19 protein-coding genes and 1 pseudogene are annotated in these 19873 nt (G+C 65.9%); 11 read left to right on the top strand and 9 right to left on the bottom strand.

Annotated elements, in window-relative coordinates; all coding sequences use genetic code 11:
- Positions 1 to 63: 63 nt before the first annotated feature.
- A complete protein-coding gene (locus tag LG661_RS10190) occupies positions 64 to 1140 on the top strand; it encodes a complex I NDUFA9 subunit family protein (protein WP_230531766.1) in 1077 nt (358 codons plus the stop codon).
- On the opposite strand, the gene LG661_RS10185 is transcribed toward LG661_RS10190, so the two are convergent.
- Entirely contained in the window at positions 1093 to 1818 is a 726-nt protein-coding gene (locus LG661_RS10185; RefSeq protein WP_230531765.1) for a sulfate transporter family protein, read from the bottom strand. The two genes, LG661_RS10190 and LG661_RS10185, sit on opposite strands and share 48 nt — an antisense overlap.
- A 70-nt stretch (positions 1819 to 1888) precedes the next feature.
- Between LG661_RS10185 and LG661_RS10180 the strand changes: the two genes are divergently transcribed.
- Complete coding sequence (locus LG661_RS10180; protein ID WP_230531764.1) at positions 1889 to 3244, top strand: flavin monoamine oxidase family protein; 1356 nt, start codon at positions 1889 to 1891, stop codon at positions 3242 to 3244.
- Here the strand turns inward: LG661_RS10180 and LG661_RS10175 are convergent.
- Positions 3219 to 3938: a Crp/Fnr family transcriptional regulator gene (locus LG661_RS10175; protein ID WP_230531763.1), complete on the bottom strand. Its 720-nt coding sequence runs from the start codon at positions 3936 to 3938 to the stop codon at positions 3219 to 3221. The two genes, LG661_RS10180 and LG661_RS10175, sit on opposite strands and share 26 nt — an antisense overlap.
- A gap of 121 nt (positions 3939 to 4059) precedes the next feature.
- Positions 4060 to 5052, bottom strand: a complete 993-nt coding sequence (locus tag LG661_RS10170; RefSeq protein WP_230531762.1) for a 2-hydroxyacid dehydrogenase — start codon at positions 5050 to 5052, stop codon at positions 4060 to 4062.
- A gap of 168 nt (positions 5053 to 5220) precedes the next feature.
- Here LG661_RS10170 and LG661_RS10165 point away from each other — a divergent pair, with 168 nt between their 5' ends.
- The gene (locus LG661_RS10165; protein ID WP_230531761.1) at positions 5221 to 5754 is read left to right on the top strand and encodes an SH3 domain-containing protein; all 534 of its coding nucleotides are present in this window, start codon (positions 5221 to 5223) and stop codon (positions 5752 to 5754) included.
- A gap of 81 nt (positions 5755 to 5835) precedes the next feature.
- Complete coding sequence (locus tag LG661_RS10160; protein ID WP_230531760.1) at positions 5836 to 5985, top strand: DUF3096 domain-containing protein; 150 nt, start codon at positions 5836 to 5838, stop codon at positions 5983 to 5985.
- A gap of 12 nt (positions 5986 to 5997) precedes the next feature.
- Here the strand turns inward: LG661_RS10160 and LG661_RS10155 are convergent, their stop codons facing one another.
- Both LG661_RS10155 and irr read right to left on the bottom strand, forming a co-directional pair.
- Positions 5998 to 6876, bottom strand: coding sequence for an EamA family transporter (locus LG661_RS10155; protein ID WP_230531759.1), 879 nt, complete (start codon positions 6874 to 6876; stop codon positions 5998 to 6000).
- Between the two features lie 54 nt (positions 6877 to 6930).
- Positions 6931 to 7401: a Fur family transcriptional regulator Irr gene (gene irr / locus LG661_RS10150; protein WP_230531758.1), complete on the bottom strand. Its 471-nt coding sequence runs from the start codon at positions 7399 to 7401 to the stop codon at positions 6931 to 6933.
- A 245-nt stretch (positions 7402 to 7646) separates the two neighbouring features.
- Here irr and fabA point away from each other — a divergent pair, with 245 nt between their 5' ends.
- The 3 genes from fabA (at position 7647) to fabI (ending at position 10527) form a co-directional block, all read left to right on the top strand.
- Complete coding sequence (gene fabA, locus LG661_RS10145) at positions 7647 to 8168, top strand: 3-hydroxyacyl-[acyl-carrier-protein] dehydratase FabA (protein WP_230531757.1); 522 nt, start codon at positions 7647 to 7649, stop codon at positions 8166 to 8168.
- Positions 8169 to 8313: 145 nt separating this feature from the next.
- Entirely contained in the window at positions 8314 to 9537 is a 1224-nt protein-coding gene (gene fabB / locus LG661_RS10140; protein ID WP_230531756.1) for a beta-ketoacyl-ACP synthase I, read from the top strand.
- Positions 9538 to 9696: 159 nt separating this feature from the next.
- Positions 9697 to 10527: an enoyl-ACP reductase FabI gene (fabI, locus tag LG661_RS10135; protein ID WP_322098853.1), complete on the top strand. Its 831-nt coding sequence runs from the start codon at positions 9697 to 9699 to the stop codon at positions 10525 to 10527.
- An 88-nt stretch (positions 10528 to 10615) separates the two neighbouring features.
- Here the strand turns inward: fabI and LG661_RS25070 are convergent, their stop codons facing one another.
- The 3 genes and pseudogenes from LG661_RS25070 to LG661_RS10125 form a co-directional block, all read right to left on the bottom strand.
- Positions 10616 to 10870 (bottom strand): YbhB/YbcL family Raf kinase inhibitor-like protein, encoded by a 255-nt coding sequence (locus LG661_RS25070; RefSeq protein WP_268995447.1) that lies wholly within the window; start codon positions 10868 to 10870, stop codon positions 10616 to 10618.
- The gene (locus tag LG661_RS25220) at positions 10786 to 11046 is read right to left on the bottom strand and encodes a YbhB/YbcL family Raf kinase inhibitor-like protein (protein WP_322098855.1); all 261 of its coding nucleotides are present in this window, start codon (positions 11044 to 11046) and stop codon (positions 10786 to 10788) included. Before LG661_RS25220 ends, LG661_RS25070 begins: the two co-directional genes overlap by 85 nt.
- A gap of 199 nt (positions 11047 to 11245) precedes the next feature.
- A pseudogene (locus tag LG661_RS10125) lies at positions 11246 to 12061 on the bottom strand (PQQ-dependent sugar dehydrogenase); the annotation flags it as partial.
- A 704-nt stretch (positions 12062 to 12765) separates the two neighbouring features.
- Here LG661_RS10125 and LG661_RS10120 point away from each other — a divergent pair.
- Entirely contained in the window at positions 12766 to 15405 is a 2640-nt protein-coding gene (locus LG661_RS10120) for a bifunctional diguanylate cyclase/phosphodiesterase (RefSeq protein WP_230531755.1), read from the top strand.
- A gap of 10 nt (positions 15406 to 15415) precedes the next feature.
- On the opposite strand, the gene LG661_RS10115 is transcribed toward LG661_RS10120, so the two are convergent.
- Positions 15416 to 16324 carry a protein-L-isoaspartate O-methyltransferase family protein gene (locus LG661_RS10115; RefSeq protein ID WP_230531754.1) on the bottom strand — a complete coding sequence of 303 codons (909 nt, stop codon included), beginning with the start codon at positions 16322 to 16324 and terminating at the stop codon, positions 15416 to 15418.
- 144 nt (positions 16325 to 16468) lie between these two features.
- On the opposite strand from LG661_RS10115, the gene LG661_RS10110 reads away from it, so the two are divergent.
- The 3 genes from LG661_RS10110 to trpS all read left to right on the top strand — a co-directional run bounded on the left by LG661_RS10110 (position 16469) and on the right by trpS (position 19832).
- Entirely contained in the window at positions 16469 to 17095 is a 627-nt protein-coding gene (locus LG661_RS10110) for a DsbA family protein (protein WP_230531753.1), read from the top strand.
- Between the two features lie 54 nt (positions 17096 to 17149).
- On the top strand, positions 17150 to 18670 hold the full coding sequence (murJ, locus tag LG661_RS10105; protein WP_230531752.1) for a murein biosynthesis integral membrane protein MurJ: 1521 nt from the start codon (positions 17150 to 17152) through the stop codon (positions 18668 to 18670).
- 121 nt (positions 18671 to 18791) lie between these two features.
- Positions 18792 to 19832 (top strand): tryptophan--tRNA ligase, encoded by a 1041-nt coding sequence (gene trpS / locus LG661_RS10100; RefSeq protein ID WP_230531751.1) that lies wholly within the window; start codon positions 18792 to 18794, stop codon positions 19830 to 19832.
- Positions 19833 to 19873 lie beyond the last annotated feature (41 nt).

Below are 19873 nucleotides of genomic sequence, written 5' to 3'. Positions count from 1 at the left end.
AGAGACGTGTCAAAATCTCCCAAGCTCCACTTCCAGGTCCTTGGCGGACAGGAGGCTTTTTTCATGACCGGCGACATTCGCACGCCCGAGCAGCAAATCGTCACAGTCTTTGGCGGATCGGGCTTTCTCGGCCGCTTCGTGGTGACACAGCTGGCCCGGCGCGGCTACCGCGTGCTCATCGCGACCCGGCAGCCGAACCGGACGAACTTCCTCGCCACGGGGAAGGTGGGGCAGGTCCATGCGATCCAGGCCAACCTGCGCTATCCGGATTCCGTCGCCCATGCAGTGGCCCGCGCCGACCATGTGGTGAACCTGGTCGGCCTGCTGCAGCCCAGCGGCCGCCAGAGCTTCGACTCGATCCATGTGGACGGACCCCGCCTCATCGCCAAGGCCGCGCGGCCGGATGCCCGGATCATCCATATCTCGGCCATCGGGGCCGATCCGAATTCCGAATCGGCCTATGCCCGCTCGAAGGCTGCGGGCGAGGCGGGCCTCCTCGATGCGCGGCCGGATGCGGTCATCCTGCGCCCGTCGCTGATGTTCGGGTCCAACGACAGCTTCTTCAACCGCTTCGCGGCGCTCGCCCGCATGGTGCCCGTCCTGCCGCTCGCCGGCGCGGATACCCGGTTCCAGCCGGTCTATGCGGGCGACGTGGCGGAGGCCATCGTGCGGGCGGTGGACGGCACGGTCCAGGGCGGACGCATCTATGAATGCGGCGGCCCGGAGATCCGCACGCTTCGCGAGCTGGTCGAGTTCGTACTGAAGGAGACGGAGCGCAGGCGCGCGATCATCTCCCTGCCGAAGTCCCTGGGCCGGACTCAGGGCACGGTCATGGGCGCCCTGAATGTCCTGACGCTCGGCCTCCTGCCGAATGAGCTTGTCATGACCCGCGACCAGGCGATCCTGCTGGAGAAGGACAACGTGGTTTCGGAGAACGCAATCCGCGAGGGCCGCACCCTGCAGGGCATCGGCATCACCCCGACCACCTACGAGGCCATCGCGCCGGCCTATCTGGTGCGCTTCCGCAAGAGGGGCCAGTTCAACCTGACCCGTAACGCCGGCAATATCCGTCCCGAGGGACAGGCCCCCAACTCAGAGCCGCTCTCCGGCCTCAACCCGGGGGAACGCCCCTCCCGCTAAGCGCCTGGCCGCCAGGCGCTTGTGCAGGTGGACCATCAGCGCTGCGCCGAAAATCGGCGTGACGAGGTTCAGGACCGGTATGAGGACAAGCCCTGCCAGAACCGCGCCGGCGGCCAGCACCGTGCCGCGGTTCTCGACGCGCATGCGCGACACGTCTTGGGCCGGCCAGAAGCGGCCGGCCGCGAGTTCGAAATATTCCCGTCCGAGGAGATAGGCGTTCGCGGCGAAGAACGCGACGATGTTGACGCCCGGGATGAAGAACAGAAGTAGGGCGACCAGGTTCACCAGAAGAGAGAGCCCGGCGAAGCGAAGGCCGTAGAGGATGGACTTGCCCAAGGGCAGCGCCTGTCCGGGCGGGTCGGCGGGATAATCCTTGCGCTCCACGACCTCGGCGACGTCATCGAGGAAATAGCCCGCCACGATGGCCGAGACGGCGGGCAGGAGATAGATGAGCGCCACGATGAGCCCGGCACCTGCAAGGAAATAGGCGAAGCTGTCGACCACGGGATAGGCGGCGACCAGGTCATGGCCCGTGAGGAGGTAATCGAGCAGGCGCGTGAGGCCGAGCCAGACGAGGACGAGCAGGGCCGCCGTCAGCCCGAGAGACTTCCACAAGATGGGTCGGAGCGCGGGCGAGAAGACCTCGCGGGCCGCAGCGAAAACCGCCTGGATCAGCATCTATCGTGTTCTCTTTCCATGACTGTCCGGGAGACGAGAGCTCTCCTCGCATGAGGCGCGGACTTTACTTATGAACGGACCCGCCGCAAGGCGAGGGGTGGAGGAAACTGTGCAGCCCGAAAGCTCATTCCTGTCGCCGGCCCTTCCTCAGGAGCCGGATGTGGTGATCGTCGGTGCGGGAAGCGCCGGAATTGCCGCCGCAAGGCGACTGATCGCAGCGGGGCTGACGGTGACGGTGCTGGAGGCGAGAAGCCGCATCGGCGGGCGGACCGTGACCCGCGCCATCAAGGGCCATCCCCTCGATCTCGGAGCGCACTGGCTCCACGCGGGACCGATCAATCCACTCGTGAAGCTGGGCCATGCCCGGGGCGAGCCCCTGCGCCGGGCCCCGGTGGACGGCCATGTCTTCGTGCGGGGAAGGCCGGCCGGCCGCGCCCAGAGCGCCGCCCTCGACCGGGCCTTCGCTATGGCCGACCGGGCAATGAACCAGGCCGCCAGGGCGCAGGAGGACCAGCCTGCGGCAAAGGCCCTGCCGCCCATGGGACCCATGGGCTCGAGGGTGAAGGAGATCCACGGGCTCGTTTCGGGCCGGCCCCTCGCTCAGGTGAGCCTGCACGATTTCCCGAGCATGGAATACGAGGATAACCTCTTCATCGCGGGCGGCTTGGGAGCCTATGTCGCCCGCCTCGGTCAGTGCCTGCCGATCCGGCTCGGCGTTGCCGTCCAGGCCGTCGACTGGTCGGGTCCGGGCGTTCGGATCGAGACCTCGGCAGGAGCCCTGAAAGCGCGTGCCGTTATCGTCACCGCTCCCATGGCCGTGCTGCAGCGGGAGGCGATCCGCTTCACGCCCTCGCTGCCCGATGCTGTCGAGCACGCGGTCCACGGCTTCACGCAGGGCGTCTACGAGCATATGGTGCTGCACTGGCCCGATTCGCCCTTCCGGGGCGCCGACCGGCTGGCGAGCCTTCTCGGCACCCGGCGGGAGCCGCCGGGCCTCCTGACCTGCATCGACGGCTCACCCTTCCATTTCTTCGAACTCGACCAGCCGGCCGCCGCCACGCTCGACGGGCGGGATGCGCATGCCCCTGCCCGCTTCGCGCGGGCGGTCCTGGCGGAGCATTTCGGGCATGGGGCGATCCGGAATCTGAGCGTCGTCTTCAGCACCGCCTGGCGGCACGATCCCTGGTCGCGCGCCTCCTGGGCGGTGGTGCCGCCGGGTCTCTACAGGATCCGCGATGTCCTGAAGGCTCCCGTCGCTGAGCGGGTGTGGTTTGCGGGCGAAGCGCTCTCGCGTGCGCAATGGGGCACGGCGGGCGGCGCATGGGAAGAGGGCGAACGGGTGGCAGGCGAGATCATCGCGCAGCTTCTCCCGAATCACCGGATGAGCGAAGAACCGGAGCCTATCGCTGCTCGTACTGGAAGTTGAGATAGGTCGACGTGAAATTGCCCACCTGCTTCAGGCGCTCCCAATCGAGGATCGTCAGGGCGTCGCCCTGCCACCGGATCAGGCCGTCCTTGCGCAGCTCCTGCAGGACGCGATTCACGTGGACGGTGGAGAGCCCGAGCGTATCGCCGAGTTCCGCTTGCGTCAGGGGAAGCCGGATCGTGTCTTCCTCGCTGCGCCCCACCACGCTGAGGCGCAGGAAGAGCTCGCAGATGAGATGCGCCATGTGAGCGGTCGCCGACAGCCGGCCCATGGCGGTGAGCCACTCGCGGTGGATCGCCCCGTCGATGAGGGTCATCAGCCAGAGAAGGCGTGTGAGATGGGGATGTTCGTCGGTGATCTTCTCGAGCGCCGCATGGGAAACGACGGCGATACGGCATGGGGTGAGAGCCACCACGCCGTGATCCATGGTCTTGAGCAGGAACGAGTGCAGGTCGACGAAATCGCCGGAGACGTGAATGGCCGTGATTTGCCGCCGGCCGTTCGACAGAATCTTGTAGCGGGCGGCGAACCCTTCGAGGAGCAGGCAACTCTCCGCCGGACGGTCGCCTTCCCGCACCACGTCCTCATCGGCCGCAACCACGCGGACCCGCGAGACTGCGTTTTCGAGCACCCTCTTCTCTTCGTCCGAGAGTCGGTCGCGCTGTTCAAGCCTGAGGATGAGGGGAGTGAGCATGCCGGATTTTCATTATGTTATGAAAACCTTCTGACTGCTCCCTGCCCGATCCTGCACTCACATATGTTACGCCGGTGAAAGTTCTTCACTTTCAGCCGCTCACCAAAGTTGAGCGATCACCTTAGAGCATGCTCGGGAGCACGCGGTCCGGCGGCTTGTGGCCGTCGACAAAGGCCCTGATGTTGACGATCACCTTCTCTCCCATGGCAATGCGGCCTTCGTGCGTCGCCGAGCCCATATGGGGCAACAGCACCACCTTCCCCTGCTTGGCGAGACGGACGAGGCGCGGATTGACTGCAGGCTCCTCCTCGAAGACGTCGAGGCCCGCCCCGGCGATCGCGCCGGATTCGATGAGCTTGATCAGCGCCGTCTCGTCGATGATCTCGCCGCGGGCCGTGTTCACGATGACCGCATCGGGCCGCATGAGCTTGAGGCGGCGCGCCGAGAGCAGGTGATAGGTCGCCGGCGTGTGGGGGCAGTTGACCGAGACGATGTCCATGCGCGCCAGCATCTGGTCGAGGGATTCCCAATAGGTCGCCTCGAGTTCGGCCTCGATTTTCGGGGGGACGTGACGCCGGTTGTGATAATGGATCGAGAGGCCGAAGGCCTTGGCGCGGCGGGCGAGCGCCTGGCCGATGCGGCCCATGCCGACGATGCCGAGGCGCTTTCCCGTGATCCGCCGCCCCAGCATCCAGGTGGGCGACCAGCCGGCCCAGTCGCCGTCCGGGATGACGCGCGCGCCTTCCGTGATCCTGCGGGCGACCGCGAGGATCAGCGCCATGGTCATGTCCGCCGTATCCTCGGTGAGGACGCCGGGGGTGTTTGTGACGGCAATCCCCTTCGCCACGGCCGCCGCAACGTCGATATTGTCGACGCCGTTGCCGAAATTGGCGATGAGCTTGAGATTCGGTCCCGCCTGCCCGATCACCGTGGAGTCGATCTCGTCCGTGATGGTGGGGACCAGGACATCGGCCGTTTTCACGGACTCGATCAGCTCCGCCGCCGAGAGGGGCTTGTCCTCAAGGTTGAGGCGCGTATCGAACAGCTCCCGCAGGCGCGTCTCGATCACATCGGGCAGACGGCGGGTGACGACGACGACAGGTCTCTTCTTCATCGGCTTGACGGCCCCAGCTCTCGAAAATCTCGGGAGGTTTCGAGAGTTTTCACACTCTCTTAACCCCGTTCCGGCGACTAAAGGGTGGCGAGCCGCCGCGTGGCAGGTCTCGCCAAGCTTCTCTACCAGAGGCTCCAGCCGAGAGACAAACCCAACTTGAGAGGAACCATGCGCAGGATCACCCTTGCCCTTGCCCTGTTGAGCGCGAGCACGGTGTCGGCCCTGGCGCAGCAGCCTCAGGGCTACCGCCTCGGCACCGGGCTTCCCGTGCCCCGCTATGTGAGCCTCAAGTCCGACCGGGTGAACCTGAGGGAAGGCCCCTCCAAGGATCACAGGACCGCCTGGGTGTTCCAGCGGGCCGGGCTCCCGGTCGAGATCATCGCCGAATACGAGACCTGGCGGCGTATCCGCGACGCGGAGGGAACGGAGGGGTGGGTTCTCCACTCCCTGCTCTCGGGACGGCGCACGGCCCTCGTGATGCCCTGGGCGAAGGGAGAGGCGGATCCGGTCGATCTCCTCGACAGGGCCGATTCCAAGGGCGGCGTGGTCGCCAAGCTCCAGCCCGGCGTGATCGCCAACATCAAGGGCTGCGACGGCAAGTGGTGCCGGGTTCTGATCGTGATGGACGGAGCGCGGGATCTCGACGGCTATCTGCAGCAGGAGAAGCTGTGGGGCGTCTACCCCAACGAGACGGTCGAGTAGGGCCAGGAACGATTTGCCTTTTGGCAACCACTTCCGATGCAGAACAGGGTTACAGACCATTTTTCCTGAAAGTCCGCTTCCATGACCCTTTCCCTCAGCATCAAGAACCTGCTGCCGATCCTTGCTCTGGTTCTCGGCGTCGCCTCCATCGTGGCTCCGCGCTTCCTCAACATCTTCGTGGCGATCTTCCTGATCGCCTTCGCGCTGGTCGGCTTCGGGCTGCTGCGCTGATTCCCGCCCCGCCTAGACAGCTCGGCGGCCGCGGATGAAGCGCTGGCCGAAGACGTTGAGCGCGAGCCCGATCACGATCACCGCCCCGCCGACGGCCTCGATGGGCTGCATCGCCTCGCCGAGGATGAGGGCCGAGCCGATAATCCCGGCCACCGGCACCAGAAGGGCGAAGGGCGTCACCGTCGCCGCCGGGTGGCGGGAGAGCAGATAGGCCCAGACTCCGAAGGCGAAGACCGTGGTCGGATAGGCGAGATAGGCCACTGCCGCCGCGGTGCCCCAGGTCATGTGGGAGAGGGCCGCCAGGACCTCCTCCGACCCGTTGAGCCAGAGCGAGAGCCCGAGCAAGGGCAGCGGCGCGACGAGGCTCGACCAGACGATGAAGCCCAGCATGTCCACGCGCCCCGCCCGCTTGGAGATAATGTTGGCCACGCCCCAGGAGGCCGCGGCCAGCACCGTCATCAGGAACGGGCCCGCGCCGCTGCCGCTCAGGCGGGGCAGGGCAATGAGGGCGAGGCCCAGGGCTCCCAGCACGCCGCCGGCGATCTGGTGCGGGCCGGGCCGCTCTCCCATGAGAAGCGCCGCGAACAGGATAGTGAAGAAGACCTGCGCCTGCATGACGAGGGAGGCAAGGCTTGCCGGCATTCCCAGCGCCAGGGCGGCGAAGAGGAGCCCGAACTGGGCGACCCCGAGAAAGAAGCCGTAGCCGACGACGTTGCGCCAGTCGGTCTGCGGACGCGGGACGAAATAGACGGCGGGCAGGGCGGCGAAGAAGAAGCGCAGGGCCGCCAGCAGCAGGGGCGGCGTGTCCCCGACGCCGATCTTGATCACGACGAAGCTGAGGCCCCAGATGATCGTGACGAGAACGGCGACGAGGCTGTGGCTGAGCGGCATGATCGGGTTTTCAGTGGCCGCTCGCGCGATGAGGCGGTGTCGTCGGGCGCTTCCTTAGGCCGACTTGCGGCGTAAGCGCACGATGACCTCGACGCCCGCCACTTCCATGCCCGGAGGAGGCTCGGGCAGCTCGGCGACGCTCACGCTGGCCGAAGGCATGTCCACGAGCTCGCCCTCGTCTTCCAGGAAGAAATGATGGTGCTCGGTGGGATTGGTGTCGAAATAGGCCTTGGAGCCGTCGACGGCGAGCTGGCGCAGGAGGCCGGCTTCCGTGAACTGGTGCAGTGTGTTGTAGACGGTGGCGAGCGAAACCGGGACGCGGGCCCTCGTCGCCTCGTCGAAGAGCATTTCAGCCGTGATGTGCCGGTCGCCCTTCCCGAACAGGAGCCAGCCCAGGGAGACTCGCTGGCGGGTCGGGCGCAGGCCGACGCGACGCAGCTTGTCCCGCAATTCGGACACGGGACATCCCTTCCGGTGGGCCGGAGGATTCGTGGCTTCGATATAGGCAGACAAGGGATCGGTCATCATCGGAACTGAATGCGAGAATAAGCGCTTCTATCATTACAATCATAGGAAAGCGAGGCCTCGACTGCAAGGCTGGCCCGGGATGGCGCTTAAGGGATGATCCTTAGATCAGGAAAAGAATTCCGACTCCTCGATCGGGTCCCTTTGATGGACGGCCAAGCCTGTGCTACCAGAGCCCCCACACCCATGGACCCCGGCTTCTCCGAGGCCATTTTGACGTCATGATGAAAGGATCGGCACCCGGCATGGCCCGCCAGTCCAGCTTTACTTACGAAGAGCTCCTCGCCTGCGGGCGTGGAGAATTGTTCGGCCCCGGCAATGCGCAGCTTCCGCTTCCGCCCATGCTGATGTTCGACCGCATCACCTCCATCGGCGAGGATGGCGGCGAGAACGGCAAGGGCCACGTGCGCGCCGAGCTCGATGTGAGGCCCGACCTCTGGTTCTTCCCCTGCCATTTCAAGGGCGACCCGGTCATGCCGGGCTGCCTGGGGCTCGACGCCCTGTGGCAGATGGTGGGCTTCTTCCTGGGCTGGTCCGGCTCGCCGGGCCGCGGCCGGGCCCTGGGCGTGGGCGAGGTGAAATTCGCCGACCAGGTGCTGCCTTCCGTCAAGAGGGTGGTTTACGGCGTCGACCTCAAGCGCATCTTCCGCTCCAAGCTGGTGCTCGGCATCGCCGACGGCTGGCTCGAAGCCGACGGCAAGCGCATCTACGAGGCCAAGGACCTGCGGGTTGGCCTGTTCCAGACCGAGGCGGCGGCGGGCGGCTGACGCCCCGAACCGCGCCGGCGGCGCAATCCGCCCCCTTTTGCCCCGCGGTGGAGCCCTGCTCCGTCGCGGGTTGACGGTTGAGAATGAGCGAGGTCGGCCTTAGGTGAATCAGGCTGGCTTTCGGTTTCCTAGGAAGAGGTAGGCTATGAGGCGCGTCGTCGTCACCGGAATGGGCATCGTGTCGTCCATCGGCAACAACACGCAGGAGGTGCTGGCCTCCCTGCGCGAGGCGAAATCCGGTATCAGCAAGGCCGATGACTACGAGAAGTACGGCTTCCGCTGCCAGGTGCACGGGGCGCCTTCCCTGAACCCGGAAGAGATTGTCGACCGGCGCGCCATGCGCTTCCACGCCAAGGGCACCGCCTGGAACCATGTGGCCATGGACCAGGCGATCCGGGACGCGGGACTGGAGGAGAGCGACATCTCCAACGAGCGCACCGGCATCATCATGGGCTCGGGCGGCCCCTCGACCCGAATCATCGTGGAGGCCGCGGACATCACCCGCGACAAGGGCCCCAAGCGGATCGGCCCCTTCGCCGTTCCCAAGGCCATGTCCTCCACCGCCTCGGCGACGCTGGCGACCTGGTTCAAGATCAAGGGCGTGAACTATTCGATCTCGTCCGCCTGCGCGACCTCGAATCACTGCGTCGGCAACGCCTATGAGATGATCCAGTACGGGAAGCAGGACATCATGTTCGCCGGCGGCTGCGAGGACCTGGACTGGACCATGTCCTCCCTCTTCGACGCCATGGGCGCCATGTCCACCAAGTACAACGACCGGCCGGCCACCGCCTCGCGCGCCTATGACGCGAACCGGGACGGCTTCGTCATCGCCGGCGGCGCGGGCGTGCTGGTGCTAGAGGAGCTGGAGCACGCCAAGGCGCGCGGCGCCAGGATCTACGGCGAGATCGTCGGCTACGGCATGACCTCGGACGGCCACGACATGGTCGCGCCTTCGGGCGAAGGCGCGGTGCGCTGCATGCGCATGGCCCTCCAGAACGTCCATGACCCGATCGACTACATCAACCCGCACGCCACCTCGACGCCTGTCGGCGACGAGAAGGAGATCGAGGCGATCCGCGAAGTCTTCGGCTCCGGCGACAAGTGCCCGCCGATCTCTGCGACGAAATCGCTCACCGGCCACTCCCTGGGCGCCACCGGCGTGCAGGAGGCGATCTATTCGCTCCTCATGATGAACAACCGTTTCATCTGCGAAAGCGCCCATATCGAGGAGATCGATCCGGCTTTCGCCGACATGAACATCGTCCGCAAGCGGATCGACGAGGCGAAGATCGATACGGTTCTCTCGAACTCGTTCGGCTTCGGCGGCACGAATGCCACACTCGTCTTCAGCCGCTACACCGGATAAGGAATCGTCACAGGACTGAGACAGCGCCATGCGATGTCCCCGAATCACAAGAAGGGGACTCACATGGACATGCTCACCGATACCGTCATAACGGCTCGCGATGATCGCCCGGACATTCAGGGGCGGCATCGACAAGAGCCGATGCACAGGGGGACCCGAGTGAACGGTCTGATGCACGGAAAGCGCGGCCTCATCATGGGCGTCGCGAACGACCACTCAATAGCCTGGGGCATTGCCAAGACCTTGTCGCAGCACGGGGCGGAGCTCGCCTTCACCTATCAGGGCGATGCGCTGGGCAAGCGCGTCACTCCCCTGGCGCAGTCGCTCGGCTCCAACCTCGTCCTGCCCTGCGACGTGGAGGACATCGCCTCCGTCGACGGCGTGTTCGAGACCCTCGACCGGCACTGGGACAGCCTCGATTTCGTGGTCCACGCCATCGGCTTTTCCGACAAGTCGCAGCTCAAGGGCCCCTACGTGGACGTCACCACCCGCGAGAACTTCTCCCGCACGATGGTGATCTCCTGCTTCTCCTTCACGGAGATCGCCCAGCGCGCCGCCAAGCGCATGAGGAACGGCGGATCGCTCCTCACCCTCACCTATGGCGGCTCCACCCGGGTGATGCCGAACTATAACGTGATGGGCGTGGCGAAGGCAGCGCTGGAAGCCTCCATGCGCTACATCGCCTCCGATCTGGGCCCGCACGGCATCCGCTGCAACGCCATCTCGGCCGGTCCCGTCCGCACGCTGGCAGGCGCCGGCATTTCGGACGCGCGCCTCATGTTCACCTACCAGAAGGCGCATGCTCCGCTTCGCCGGACGGTGACCATCGAGGATATCGGCGGCTCGGCGCTCTATCTGCTCTCGGACCTCTCGAACGGGGTGACCGGCGAGATCCACTACGTGGATTCGGGCTACAACATCATCTCGATGCCCCGTCCCGACGTGCTCAAGGCCCAGGACGCCGCGGGCGTGACGGGCGAAGAGGCCTAAGGCCCGAGCGGCTCCCGCCTCTTACGGACAGGATCAGGCCTGCCTCCATGCCAGAGGCAGGCCTTTTTCGTGCCTCGGGCTCGACCGGTCAGTTCGGCTGATGGTCGTTGGTTCCGACCACCTCGCCCTTGGCCAGCACATGTCCCTGCATGGCCTTGAGAAGGTCCTCCCGGGTGGCCCCGGGCTTCAGGTCAAGGGTCTTGTCGAGGGCGAAGACCTGGAAATGGTAGCTGTGTGCGCCGTCGGGGGCCGGGGGTTTCATGCCGAAATTCCCTGTCGAGCCGCGGCTGTTGACGCCCTGCTTCGCGCCCTCGGGCAGCGGGATCGCCGGATCGGTAGGCACCCCTCGCGCAGAGAGGTCGTGTCGGCCGGGATGTTGTAGGCGACCCAATGGGTGAACGGCTTGTCGCCCGGCGCGTCGGGATCGTCCACCACGACGGCGAAGGAGCGCGTTCCCTCCGGGGCGCCGGACCAGGACAGGGGCGGCGAGGCATTCTCGCCATAGGCCGAATGGGTCATCGGAATCGACTCCTGCGGCTGGGGCCGAGGAACTGACCTGGAGCGATTCGGACTGTTTCGCATCGACGACGTTGAGCGCGATGTCCTGAAACATGGCCGTCTGATCCCGCATGGGCGCAGCCGAACTGGCGCCGGCCTGCACGGACGAGGTCGCCTCCGGCTGCTCGGGTCCCTGATAGGCCACGCGGTAGATGACGCCGTTGGAATCGTCCGCCACGAGGAGGGCGCCGTCGGCCGCGACGGCGATGCCGGCCAGACGGCCGAGATAGCCGTAGCTCCCGCCTTCCTCGGAGAGGAAGCCCGTCAGGAAGGGCTCGGCGCTCTGGGGCTCACCGTTCCCGAAACGGACCCGCACGACCTCGTGGCCGCTCGGCGGCTTACGGTTCCAGGAGCCGCGCATGGCGATGAAAGCGTCGCCGCGGTAGTCCGGCGGGAAGGCATCGCCATCGTAGAACGCCATCTGCATCGGCGCGGCATGGGGCGTGTAGCCCAGGAGCGGCTGGGTGCTCGCGGCAGCCCATTGCGCAAGGGTGATGTCGCCGGGCGGGTCGTCCTGCGGGTTGAACTCGCCCATGCCGTAGATATAGGGCCAGCCGTAGCGCCTACCCTCCTCGATCCGGTTCAGCTCCTCGATCTGGGTGTTGTCGCCGAGCCAGTCGATCCCGTGGTCCATGCCATAGAGGACCCGGGTCTCGGGGTGCCAGTCGAAGCCGATGGTGTTGCGCAGCCCCGAGGCGAAGATCCTGCGGGATGAGCCGTCGGGCTCCGCCTGGACGAGAGTGGCGTTCTCCGGATCGGTCTCGCCGCAGGCGTTGCAGGTGGATCCGACCGAGATGTAGAGCTTGCCGTCCGGGCCCATGGCGATGGTGCGGTTCGGATGCTGCCCGGCGGCGGGCAGGTCGTCGATGATGCGCTGCAATTCGCCGAACGAGCCGTCGTCCCGGATCGGCGCGGTATAGACGTCGTTGACCGTGACCAGATAGGCCGTGCGCCCGTCGATGGCGATTCCGTGCATGCCGGAGCGGCTTGCGATGGAGCGCGTCTCGTCGGCCGTGCCGTCGCCGTTGGTGTCTTTCATCATGACCACGTCGCCGACGGAGCGGCGGGTCGCATAGACCGTTCCGTCCTCCCCCACCGCGAGCATGCGCGGGTTCACGAGGTCGCGTGCGAAGACGGAGACCGAGAATTTCTGCGGAGCCTTGATGCGCCGGGCGATCTCCTCGGCCGTCGGCTCGAGCTTGCGCGGCTCGAGGACATGGCCGGTCACGACGGCATTGGAATATTCCCGACCTTGCCTCCCAGGGCGAGAACCGGGAGGGCGAGAAGGCTCACGCCGGCGAGAAGCGGGGCGGTCAGGAGCGAGCGGGGCATGGACGGCTCCGGGCTGGTGGAGGTTGCCCGGTCAACGGCCAGCCGGATGCACCGTTCCGCGTTCGGGAGTGAGCGGCTTCCAAAACCTGGATCGGTGAAAGACGAGAACGGGAAGCTCCTACCGCCCATGGGCCAGAAGGCTGGCCTAAGGCCATGCGCGTTTCCGCAAGCCTCGCCTGTCGAAATTTCAGGGAAGGTGCCGCAGAGGCAGCCCACAAGAAACGTATCTGCGGATAGTCTTCGCGTGGCTTGTCTGAGATTGCCCCATCGAACTTTCATCCTGATGGACAGCAACGGCAATGTGGTTCAAGGAAGTATCCTGTTTCCTGCAGTACGCTAGTTTCAATCATGCAACGGCTCGACTCCACAGCCTCGGCCCAGGCCCATGACACATCCTGCGAAGGAATGTCGGAACTGCATCACAACACTTCGCCTACCGCCGAGAGCCTGTATCGTTACGCCGTTGAATTGAGCCGCCAGATCCCTTGGGCCTCCGATGCCGGGGGAAAGATCCTTGAGATCGGCCCTGGCGCATTCGAGCGGCTGGGCGTGGCTTCGGACCAGCTTGTCGGGACCGGGTGGACGGCGCTCGTTCACCCGGACGATCTGCCTCTCCTCGTCGAGTCCAGGCGAAAGAGCCTGGCGTCCGGGGACTCCTATCTGTGCGAATACAGGATCAAATTCGTCGACGGCACCTACCGCTGGTGTCGTTCCAGTGCGGGAGCGCACAGGGACGAAACCGGAGCGATCGCATTCTGGTACGGCACGACGGAAGATATTCACGACCGGAAAGAGGCGGAGTTCGCACTTCAAAACCATGCCCGTGTTCTGGAAATGGTGGCCGCAGGTCAGCCTGTCGGCGATATTCTCGGAGCCCTCTGCCTCCTGGCGGAGGCGCAGCTTCCCGATGCGCGCTGCTCGATCCTGCTTCGCGATGCGGAGAACGGCGTACTTCGCCACGGGGCGGCTCCCCGCCTGCCTGCCGCCTACAGTGCGGCCATCGACGGTCTGGGCATCGGGCCGGAGGTGGGCTCATGCGGGACGGCCGCCCATGCGCAATGCAGTGTCATCGTCTCCGACATCGCATCCGATCCCTTATGGGCGCGGTGGCGCGATCTTGCCCTCGAGCACGGCCTGCGCGCCTGCTGGTCGAAGCCGATTTTCTCGCGATCCGGGGAGGTGCTCGGCACTTTCGGCTTCTACTACGACGAGCCGCGCACGCCGACATTCCACGAGATGGAGCGCATGGAGGCCGTGCTGCATCTGGCGGCTCTCGCCATCGAGCGGCAGCGAAACGATGCCGCTCTGCGTGAGAGCGAGGAGCATCACCGTCACTCCGTGGAGCTCAACCCGCAGATCCCTTGGACCGCCGACGCGCAGGGCAACATTCTCGATGTCTCGTCCCGGTGGCAGGACAGAACGGGCCTGGCCCTGGAGGAGGCGCTGGGCGCCGGCTGGCTCAAGGTGCTTCATCCCGATGACGTGGCTAGAACCAGGGACCGGTGGATTCACTCCCTGGAAGCGGGTTCGGCCTACGATTCCGATCATCGGCTCCGGACAGCTGGCGGCGCCTACCGCTGGCATCGGGCGCGTGCCGCGGCGAGGCGCAATGCAGATGGCGTCATCGTCCGCTGGTACGGCACGCTCGAAGATATCCACGACCAGAAGCTCACGGAAGAGACGCTGCGCTGGGCGGCCCACCACGACGATCTGACGGGGCTCGCCAACCGCAGGCTTTTCCGCGAGCACCTGCAGCGGGCGCTCGAGGGAATCTCGGGACCTCATTGCGCGACCGGCCTTCTGGTCATGGATCTCGATCACCTCAAGCAGATCAACGACAAATTCGGTCACGATGCCGGCGACGACCTGCTGAAGGAGTTCGCCCAAAGGCTCCGCACCGTCGTGAGGACCACGGACATGGTCGCCCGTCTGGGCGGCGACGAATTCGCCGTCCTCCTGCCCCAGGTCGCAGGCGAGACCGGTATCGCCGCGGTCGCCATGGCCATCCTGGAGCGCATGCAGGAGCCCCTGAAACGCGATGGGAAGCTGATGGACTGCCGCACCAGCATCGGCGGCGCTATCGCGCTTGGGCGCGGCGTGAGCCCCGAGGAGCTTCAGAAACAGGCCGACCTCGCGCTCTACCGCAGCAAGGCCTCAGGGCGCGGCGTGTTCAAGATGTTCGTCCCCGCCATGAGTGAGGCGGCGCAAAAGGCAGCCTCCGCCCTGGAAGTGGCGAACCTTGCACTGGCATCGCAATGGATCGTTCCGTTCTACCAGCCCAAGGTGTTGCTGGCCTCAGGGGCCCTCGGGGGATTTGAGGCCCTCCTGCGGTGGCGGCATCCCCGCGACGGCATTCAATCGCCCGATTCCATAGCTGCAGCCTTCAACGACAAGGAACTCGGAGCCGCCATTGGCGAGCGCATGCGTTCCTGCGTGTTCAGGGATATGCGCAGCTGGCTCGAAGCCGGTCTGGAATTCGGGCGCGTCGCCATCAATGTGTCGGCGGCCGAATTCCGGCGTGACGATTATGCGGAGCGTGTTCTGGAGGAGCTGAGACGGGAAGGCGTGCCGGCGCGCTGCCTCGAAGTGGAGGTGACCGAGAGCGTATTTCTTGGCTCAGGCGCGGAATTCGTGGAGCGGGCCCTGCGGACCCTCAGTGCGGAAGGCGTGACGATTGCGCTGGACGATTTCGGGACCGGCTATGCCTCGCTCTCCCACCTCAAGCGCTTTCCGGTCCACGCGATCAAGATCGACCGCTCCTTCGTGGGCGGCCTGGAGACGGATGCGGGGGATGCGGCCATCGTCAGAGCGCTCTTGAGCCTCGGCCGCAATCTCGACATCGAGGTCGTTGCCGAAGGCGTCGAAACCGCCTTCCAGGCGACCCTTCTGCAGCGCATGAGCTGCGATCTGGTGCAGGGATACCATTTCGGACGGCCTGCGCCTGCAGAGGACATTCCTTGCCTGATCGTTTCATGGGCGGGAGCCTGACAGCCTTTAGTCACTCGTCGTCGGGCACCTCGTCATAGCACAGCGCCCATCCCGCCCCGGCGAAGCAGCACCGGCCGGGCGGCGGATTGGCCCGCCAGATCAGGCTGCGCGCAAACTCCATCCCACCGCGCTCGAAGGCGGCCTGCAGGGCCTGCCTGTCCTCTCCGGGTTGCGACAGGCGGCCTTCCGCGCAGACGAAAGCGGCAGGCCCGAGCCAGCGGACGGCAAAACCGCCCGCTTTCCGGGTCACGCACAGCCCCGCACCATAAAGCGAGTGAACGCCGCCCCAGGGACTCGGCTTGGGGCGCGGCACTCCGAGCGGGAAGACGAGCCGGCCGCCCGGCCGCAGATTCTCGACCCAGGTCTCGGCAGGCCGTTCGACCGCGAAATTCACATAGACGGCATCCACGGACTCCCGCGGCCATTCGGCTCCATCGCCCTGGATGACCGTGACGTTCGGCCGCCCGGCGAGATTGGTCCGGGCGCGCTCGGCAAGGTCCGGGTCGAACTCGACGGCCAGCACATGGCCGCTCTCGCCGACGAGATGGGCCAGGAGAGCCGTGTAGTAGCCCGTTCCCGCACCGATATGAGCAACGCGCTCGCCCTGTTTCAGGTCCAGGGCATGGAGCCAGCGCGTATGCAGGGAGGGGCTGCCGTTGTTGATGCCCCGGCGCGATGCGAGCGCGAAAAGCGCATCCTGATACAGCACCACGGGATCGGCCGACGGGACAGGCGCATAGCCCATCGGTGGGCGGGACATATGCCAGGGCGGATCACCCAGAAAGCGCTCCCGTGGCACAGCGGCCAGAGCCTCCTCGAGCCGGGGATCGTCTTCGATGCCGACGAGAGCCAGCATCTGCCTGGCATAGGCCCGCCGGACCACGGCGAGTTCGTCTTCGCTGAATGCCCAGTCGTTCATGACCTGCTCCTCCGGCTGCAAGCTTTGGACGAGCAGGGCGAAATGGCAATGACAAGCTTTGCCTTTCACGAAGGTGCGAGAAGCTTGGCCTTGCCATCGCCACGATCGGGCGACACGAGGGGGCCTCCTGTACGAATCGACCCAATGATCCTGTCCCGCCGAACCCTTCTCGCCGGTCTTGCCGCCTCCGGCGTCAGCGCCCCCGCCTTCTCGCAGTCGGCCCCGGAGCCGCAGCTTGTTCCCATCGAGCTGGTCGAGGATATGCTCGCCCTGCCGTCGATCGTGAAGCTCGGTCACAAGCACGGCGACGTGATCATGATCGAGTACTTCGACTACAATTGCCCCTGGTGCAAACGCTCGGCGCAGGATCTACCGGCGCTTCTGAAGGCGGAGCCGGATCTCTCCTACGTGCTGGTGAATTTCGCCGTGCTCGGCATCCCCTCGGTGACGGCGCACAAGGTGGCGCTCGCCTATCTCCGGCTCTACGGGCCCGACCGATACTTGCCCCTGCATCTCGCCCTGTTCGGCCTGCGCGGAGCGGTCGACGGAGAGCGGGCGCTCAAGGAGGCGGAGCGTCTCGGCGGCGACCGCAGGCGCCTGGAGGAGGCCGCCAACGCGGAGCGCACGGCCCAGTGGATGAAGGATACCTTCCAGATCGGCAATTCGCTCGGCTTCATCGCCACCCCGTCCTTCCTGGTCGCCACGCAGTCCTATGTGGGCGGGATGACGCTGGACCAGAAGCGCGAGGCCATCGCACAGGCCAGAGGGTAGTCTCCCCATCGCTTCTTAGACATTCGCCGTAAGACCAGATAAGGGCCGGAAGGCATGTCGCTTCTCCGCTCTTCCCTGCTGGTCGGCCTCGGCTCCATCGCATCGCGCATCCTGGGCTTTGCGCGCGATATCCTTTTTGCGCAGGCGCTCGGCGCAGGCCCGGTGGCGGATGCATTCCTCGCCGCCTTCCGCTTTCCCAACCTGGTGCGCCGCATCGTCGGCGAAGGCGGGCTCAACCCGGCCCTTGTGCCTGCCCTGAGCCGCCTGGAGCAGGACGATTCGGCTCGAATGGCGGGCGATGTGGTGAGCGCCTTTGCCCTCGCGCTCCTAGGCCTCACGGCCCTTGTGGAAATCGGGGCGGGCCTCTTGGCCCTTTTTCTCGCGCCGGGCCTCCACGACGATGGGATGCTGGCTCTCGTCGCGCTCTATACCCGCCTCGCCTTTCCCATGGTGTTCGGCGTCACGCTCGCCTCGATCCTCGCCGCATTCCTGAATATGCGCGGGCGCTTTACCGCCACAGCCTTTGCACCGCTCGCCGTCAATGGCGGACTGATCCTGGCGCTTGTCGTCCTGGAGATCGGGTTCACGCTTCCCATGAACGAGAAGGCCGCCTGGCTGGCCGTGGCGTCGAGCCTTGCAGGGCTGCTCCAGCTTGCGCTCGTCGCCGCGGCTTTGCGCAGGAGCGAGACGCGGATCGTCCGCTTCCGACGCCCCCAATGGTCCCCTGCCCTGAAGAACCTTCTGCTCTCGGGTTTTCCGGTGCTCGTCGCCAGCGGCGCGGTGCAGCTCTTCTTTCTGGTCGGCGCTCAAGTCGCCTCGTTCTGGCCGTCGGGCGTCTCCTGGCTCTACTACGCGGACCGGGTGGTGCAGCTGCCCCTCGGGCTCATGGCGGCCGTAGGAGCGAGCGTTCTGCTGCCGGAACTGGCACTACGTCTCCAGGCAGGCGAGACCTGGGCGGTCGTCCGGGCGCAGAACAAGGCACTCGAGGTGGCGCTGCTGCTCGCGTTGCCCGCAAGCGCTGCTCTCTTTATCCTGGCCGAGTCCATGACCGCGATCCTGTTCGAGCGGGGAGCCTTTCTCGTCTCCGACGCCCGAGGCACGGCCCGTGTCCTGATGGGCTTGAGCCTGGGACTGCCCTTCGCCACCGCCGCAAAGGTGCTGAGCCAGACCCTTTTCGCCCGCGGGTCCTTGCGGGCGACCATCGTTGCGGCGGGGATCGGGATGCTCGCGACCCTTGGCGCGGCCCCTCTCCTCGGCTGGCCCTACGGTCCGCCGGGCATCGCCCTTGGGATCAGTCTGGCCTGTATGGCCCATGCGGCCGCAATCCTCTGGTGGCTCGCCCGCTTCGGCCTCTGGTCGCCGGATCGGCCCTTCTTCGACCGTCTCGGGCGAATCGCCTTCTCGACCCTTGCCATGAGCGCGGGGCTCCTGGCGGCGAGGAGCCTTGCCCCTCCGGCGGGAGCGGCAGGGCTGGCGGCCTTCTGTTTCGGCGGGCTCTTGCTCTACGCCCTTGCTGCCTGGCTGACCGGCGCCATCACCCGCGACGATTGGGCCTCTATTGCGAAAAAAGCGTGAGACCGCTTGCATCGTGGCGCGGCCCTGTCATAACCCCCGCCGCAATCGGAGCATTTCTCAATAGGGGCCTATCGCGTTCCAGACCGAGGAAATGCCGGCAGGAAAGATGTTGGAAAAGGCGATGGCGCAGTTCAAGGAACTCGTTTTCTCGGGGGTTCAGCCGACCGGCAATCTCCACCTCGGGAACTACCTCGGCGCAATCAAGCGCTTCGTCACCATGCAGGAGACGCACGACTGCATCTATTGCGTGGTGGACATGCACGCCATCACCGTCTGGCAGGACCCCAAGGAGCTGGCGCGGCAGATCCGTGAGGTGACCGCCGCCTTCCTCGCTGCCGGCATCGACCCGAAGAAGCACATCGTCTTCAACCAGAGCCAGGTGGCCGAGCATGCGGAGCTCGCCTGGGTGTTCAACTGTATCGCCCGCATGGGCTGGGCGAATCGCATGACCCAATTCAAGGAGAAGGCCGGCAAGGACCGGGAGAACGCCTCCGTGGGCCTCTTCGCCTATCCGATGCTGATGGCGGCCGACATCCTGGTCTACCGCGCCACCCATGTGCCGGTGGGCGAAGACCAGAAACAGCACCTGGAGCTGACCCGCGACATCGCCCAGAAGTTCAACAACGACTTCTCGGAATCGATTGCCGAGCACGGCTTCGGCGACGCCTTCTTCCCCCTGACCGAGCCCATGATCCAGGGCCCGGCCACGCGCATCATGTCCCTGCGCGACGGCTCGAAGAAGATGTCGAAATCGGACCCGTCCGATTACTCGCGCATCAATCTCACGGACGATGCGGACACCATCGCCCAGAAGATCCGCAAGGCGAAGACCGATCCCGAGCCCCTGCCCTCCGAGGTGGAAGGCCTGAAGGCGCGTCCCGAGGCCGACAACCTGGTCTCGATCTATGCCGCGCTCATGGACACGACGGCGGAGGAGGTGCTGCGCCAGCATGGCGGCTCGCAGTTCTCCGGCTTCAAGGCGGCCCTCGTGGACGTGGCGGTGACGAAGCTCGCCCCCATCGCCGACGAGATGCGCCGCCTCATGGCCGATCCCAGCCATATCGATGCGGTGCTCACCAAGGGCTCCGACCGGGCCCGCACGATTGCCTCCGAGACCATGAAGGCGGTGAAGGACATCGTCGGCTTCGTGCGCCCCCGGTAAGGCCCGGCTTGCTCCCGGCCGCAAGGCAGGGCAGCATCGGG

It is taken from the genome of Microvirga roseola (genome assembly GCF_020866965.1).
Taxonomy (GTDB): Bacteria; Pseudomonadota; Alphaproteobacteria; order Rhizobiales; family Beijerinckiaceae; genus Microvirga; species Microvirga roseola.
The sequence above is the reverse complement of the archived record's forward strand: the minus strand, read 5'-3'. Positions and strand labels throughout refer to the sequence as shown.

Bases quoted from the DNA above. Each gene is read 5' to 3' on its own strand.
- LG661_RS10190 (WP_230531766.1), top strand. From the start codon at position 64: ATGACCGGCGACATTCGCACGCCCGAGCAGCAAATCGTCACAGTCTTT.
- LG661_RS10185 (WP_230531765.1), bottom strand. From the start codon at position 1,818: ATGCTGATCCAGGCGGTTTTCGCTGCGGCCCGCGAGGTCTTCTCGCCC.
- LG661_RS10180 (WP_230531764.1), top strand. From the start codon at position 1,889: ATGAACGGACCCGCCGCAAGGCGAGGGGTGGAGGAAACTGTGCAGCCC.
- LG661_RS10175 (WP_230531763.1), bottom strand. From the start codon at position 3,938: ATGCTCACTCCCCTCATCCTCAGGCTTGAACAGCGCGACCGACTCTCG.
- LG661_RS10170 (WP_230531762.1), bottom strand. From the start codon at position 5,052: ATGAAGAAGAGACCTGTCGTCGTCGTCACCCGCCGTCTGCCCGATGTG.
- LG661_RS10165 (WP_230531761.1), top strand. From the start codon at position 5,221: ATGCGCAGGATCACCCTTGCCCTTGCCCTGTTGAGCGCGAGCACGGTG.
- LG661_RS10160 (WP_230531760.1), top strand. From the start codon at position 5,836: ATGACCCTTTCCCTCAGCATCAAGAACCTGCTGCCGATCCTTGCTCTG.
- LG661_RS10155 (WP_230531759.1), bottom strand. From the start codon at position 6,876: ATGCCGCTCAGCCACAGCCTCGTCGCCGTTCTCGTCACGATCATCTGG.
- irr (WP_230531758.1), bottom strand. From the start codon at position 7,401: ATGACCGATCCCTTGTCTGCCTATATCGAAGCCACGAATCCTCCGGCC.
- fabA (WP_230531757.1), top strand. From the start codon at position 7,647: ATGGCCCGCCAGTCCAGCTTTACTTACGAAGAGCTCCTCGCCTGCGGG.
- fabB (WP_230531756.1), top strand. From the start codon at position 8,314: ATGAGGCGCGTCGTCGTCACCGGAATGGGCATCGTGTCGTCCATCGGC.
- LG661_RS25220 (WP_322098855.1), bottom strand. From the start codon at position 11,046: ATGACCCATTCGGCCTATGGCGAGAATGCCTCGCCGCCCCTGTCCTGG.
- LG661_RS10120 (WP_230531755.1), top strand. From the start codon at position 12,766: ATGCAACGGCTCGACTCCACAGCCTCGGCCCAGGCCCATGACACATCC.
- LG661_RS10115 (WP_230531754.1), bottom strand. From the start codon at position 16,324: ATGAACGACTGGGCATTCAGCGAAGACGAACTCGCCGTGGTCCGGCGG.
- LG661_RS10110 (WP_230531753.1), top strand. From the start codon at position 16,469: ATGATCCTGTCCCGCCGAACCCTTCTCGCCGGTCTTGCCGCCTCCGGC.
- murJ (WP_230531752.1), top strand. From the start codon at position 17,150: ATGTCGCTTCTCCGCTCTTCCCTGCTGGTCGGCCTCGGCTCCATCGCA.
- trpS (WP_230531751.1), top strand. From the start codon at position 18,792: ATGGCGCAGTTCAAGGAACTCGTTTTCTCGGGGGTTCAGCCGACCGGC.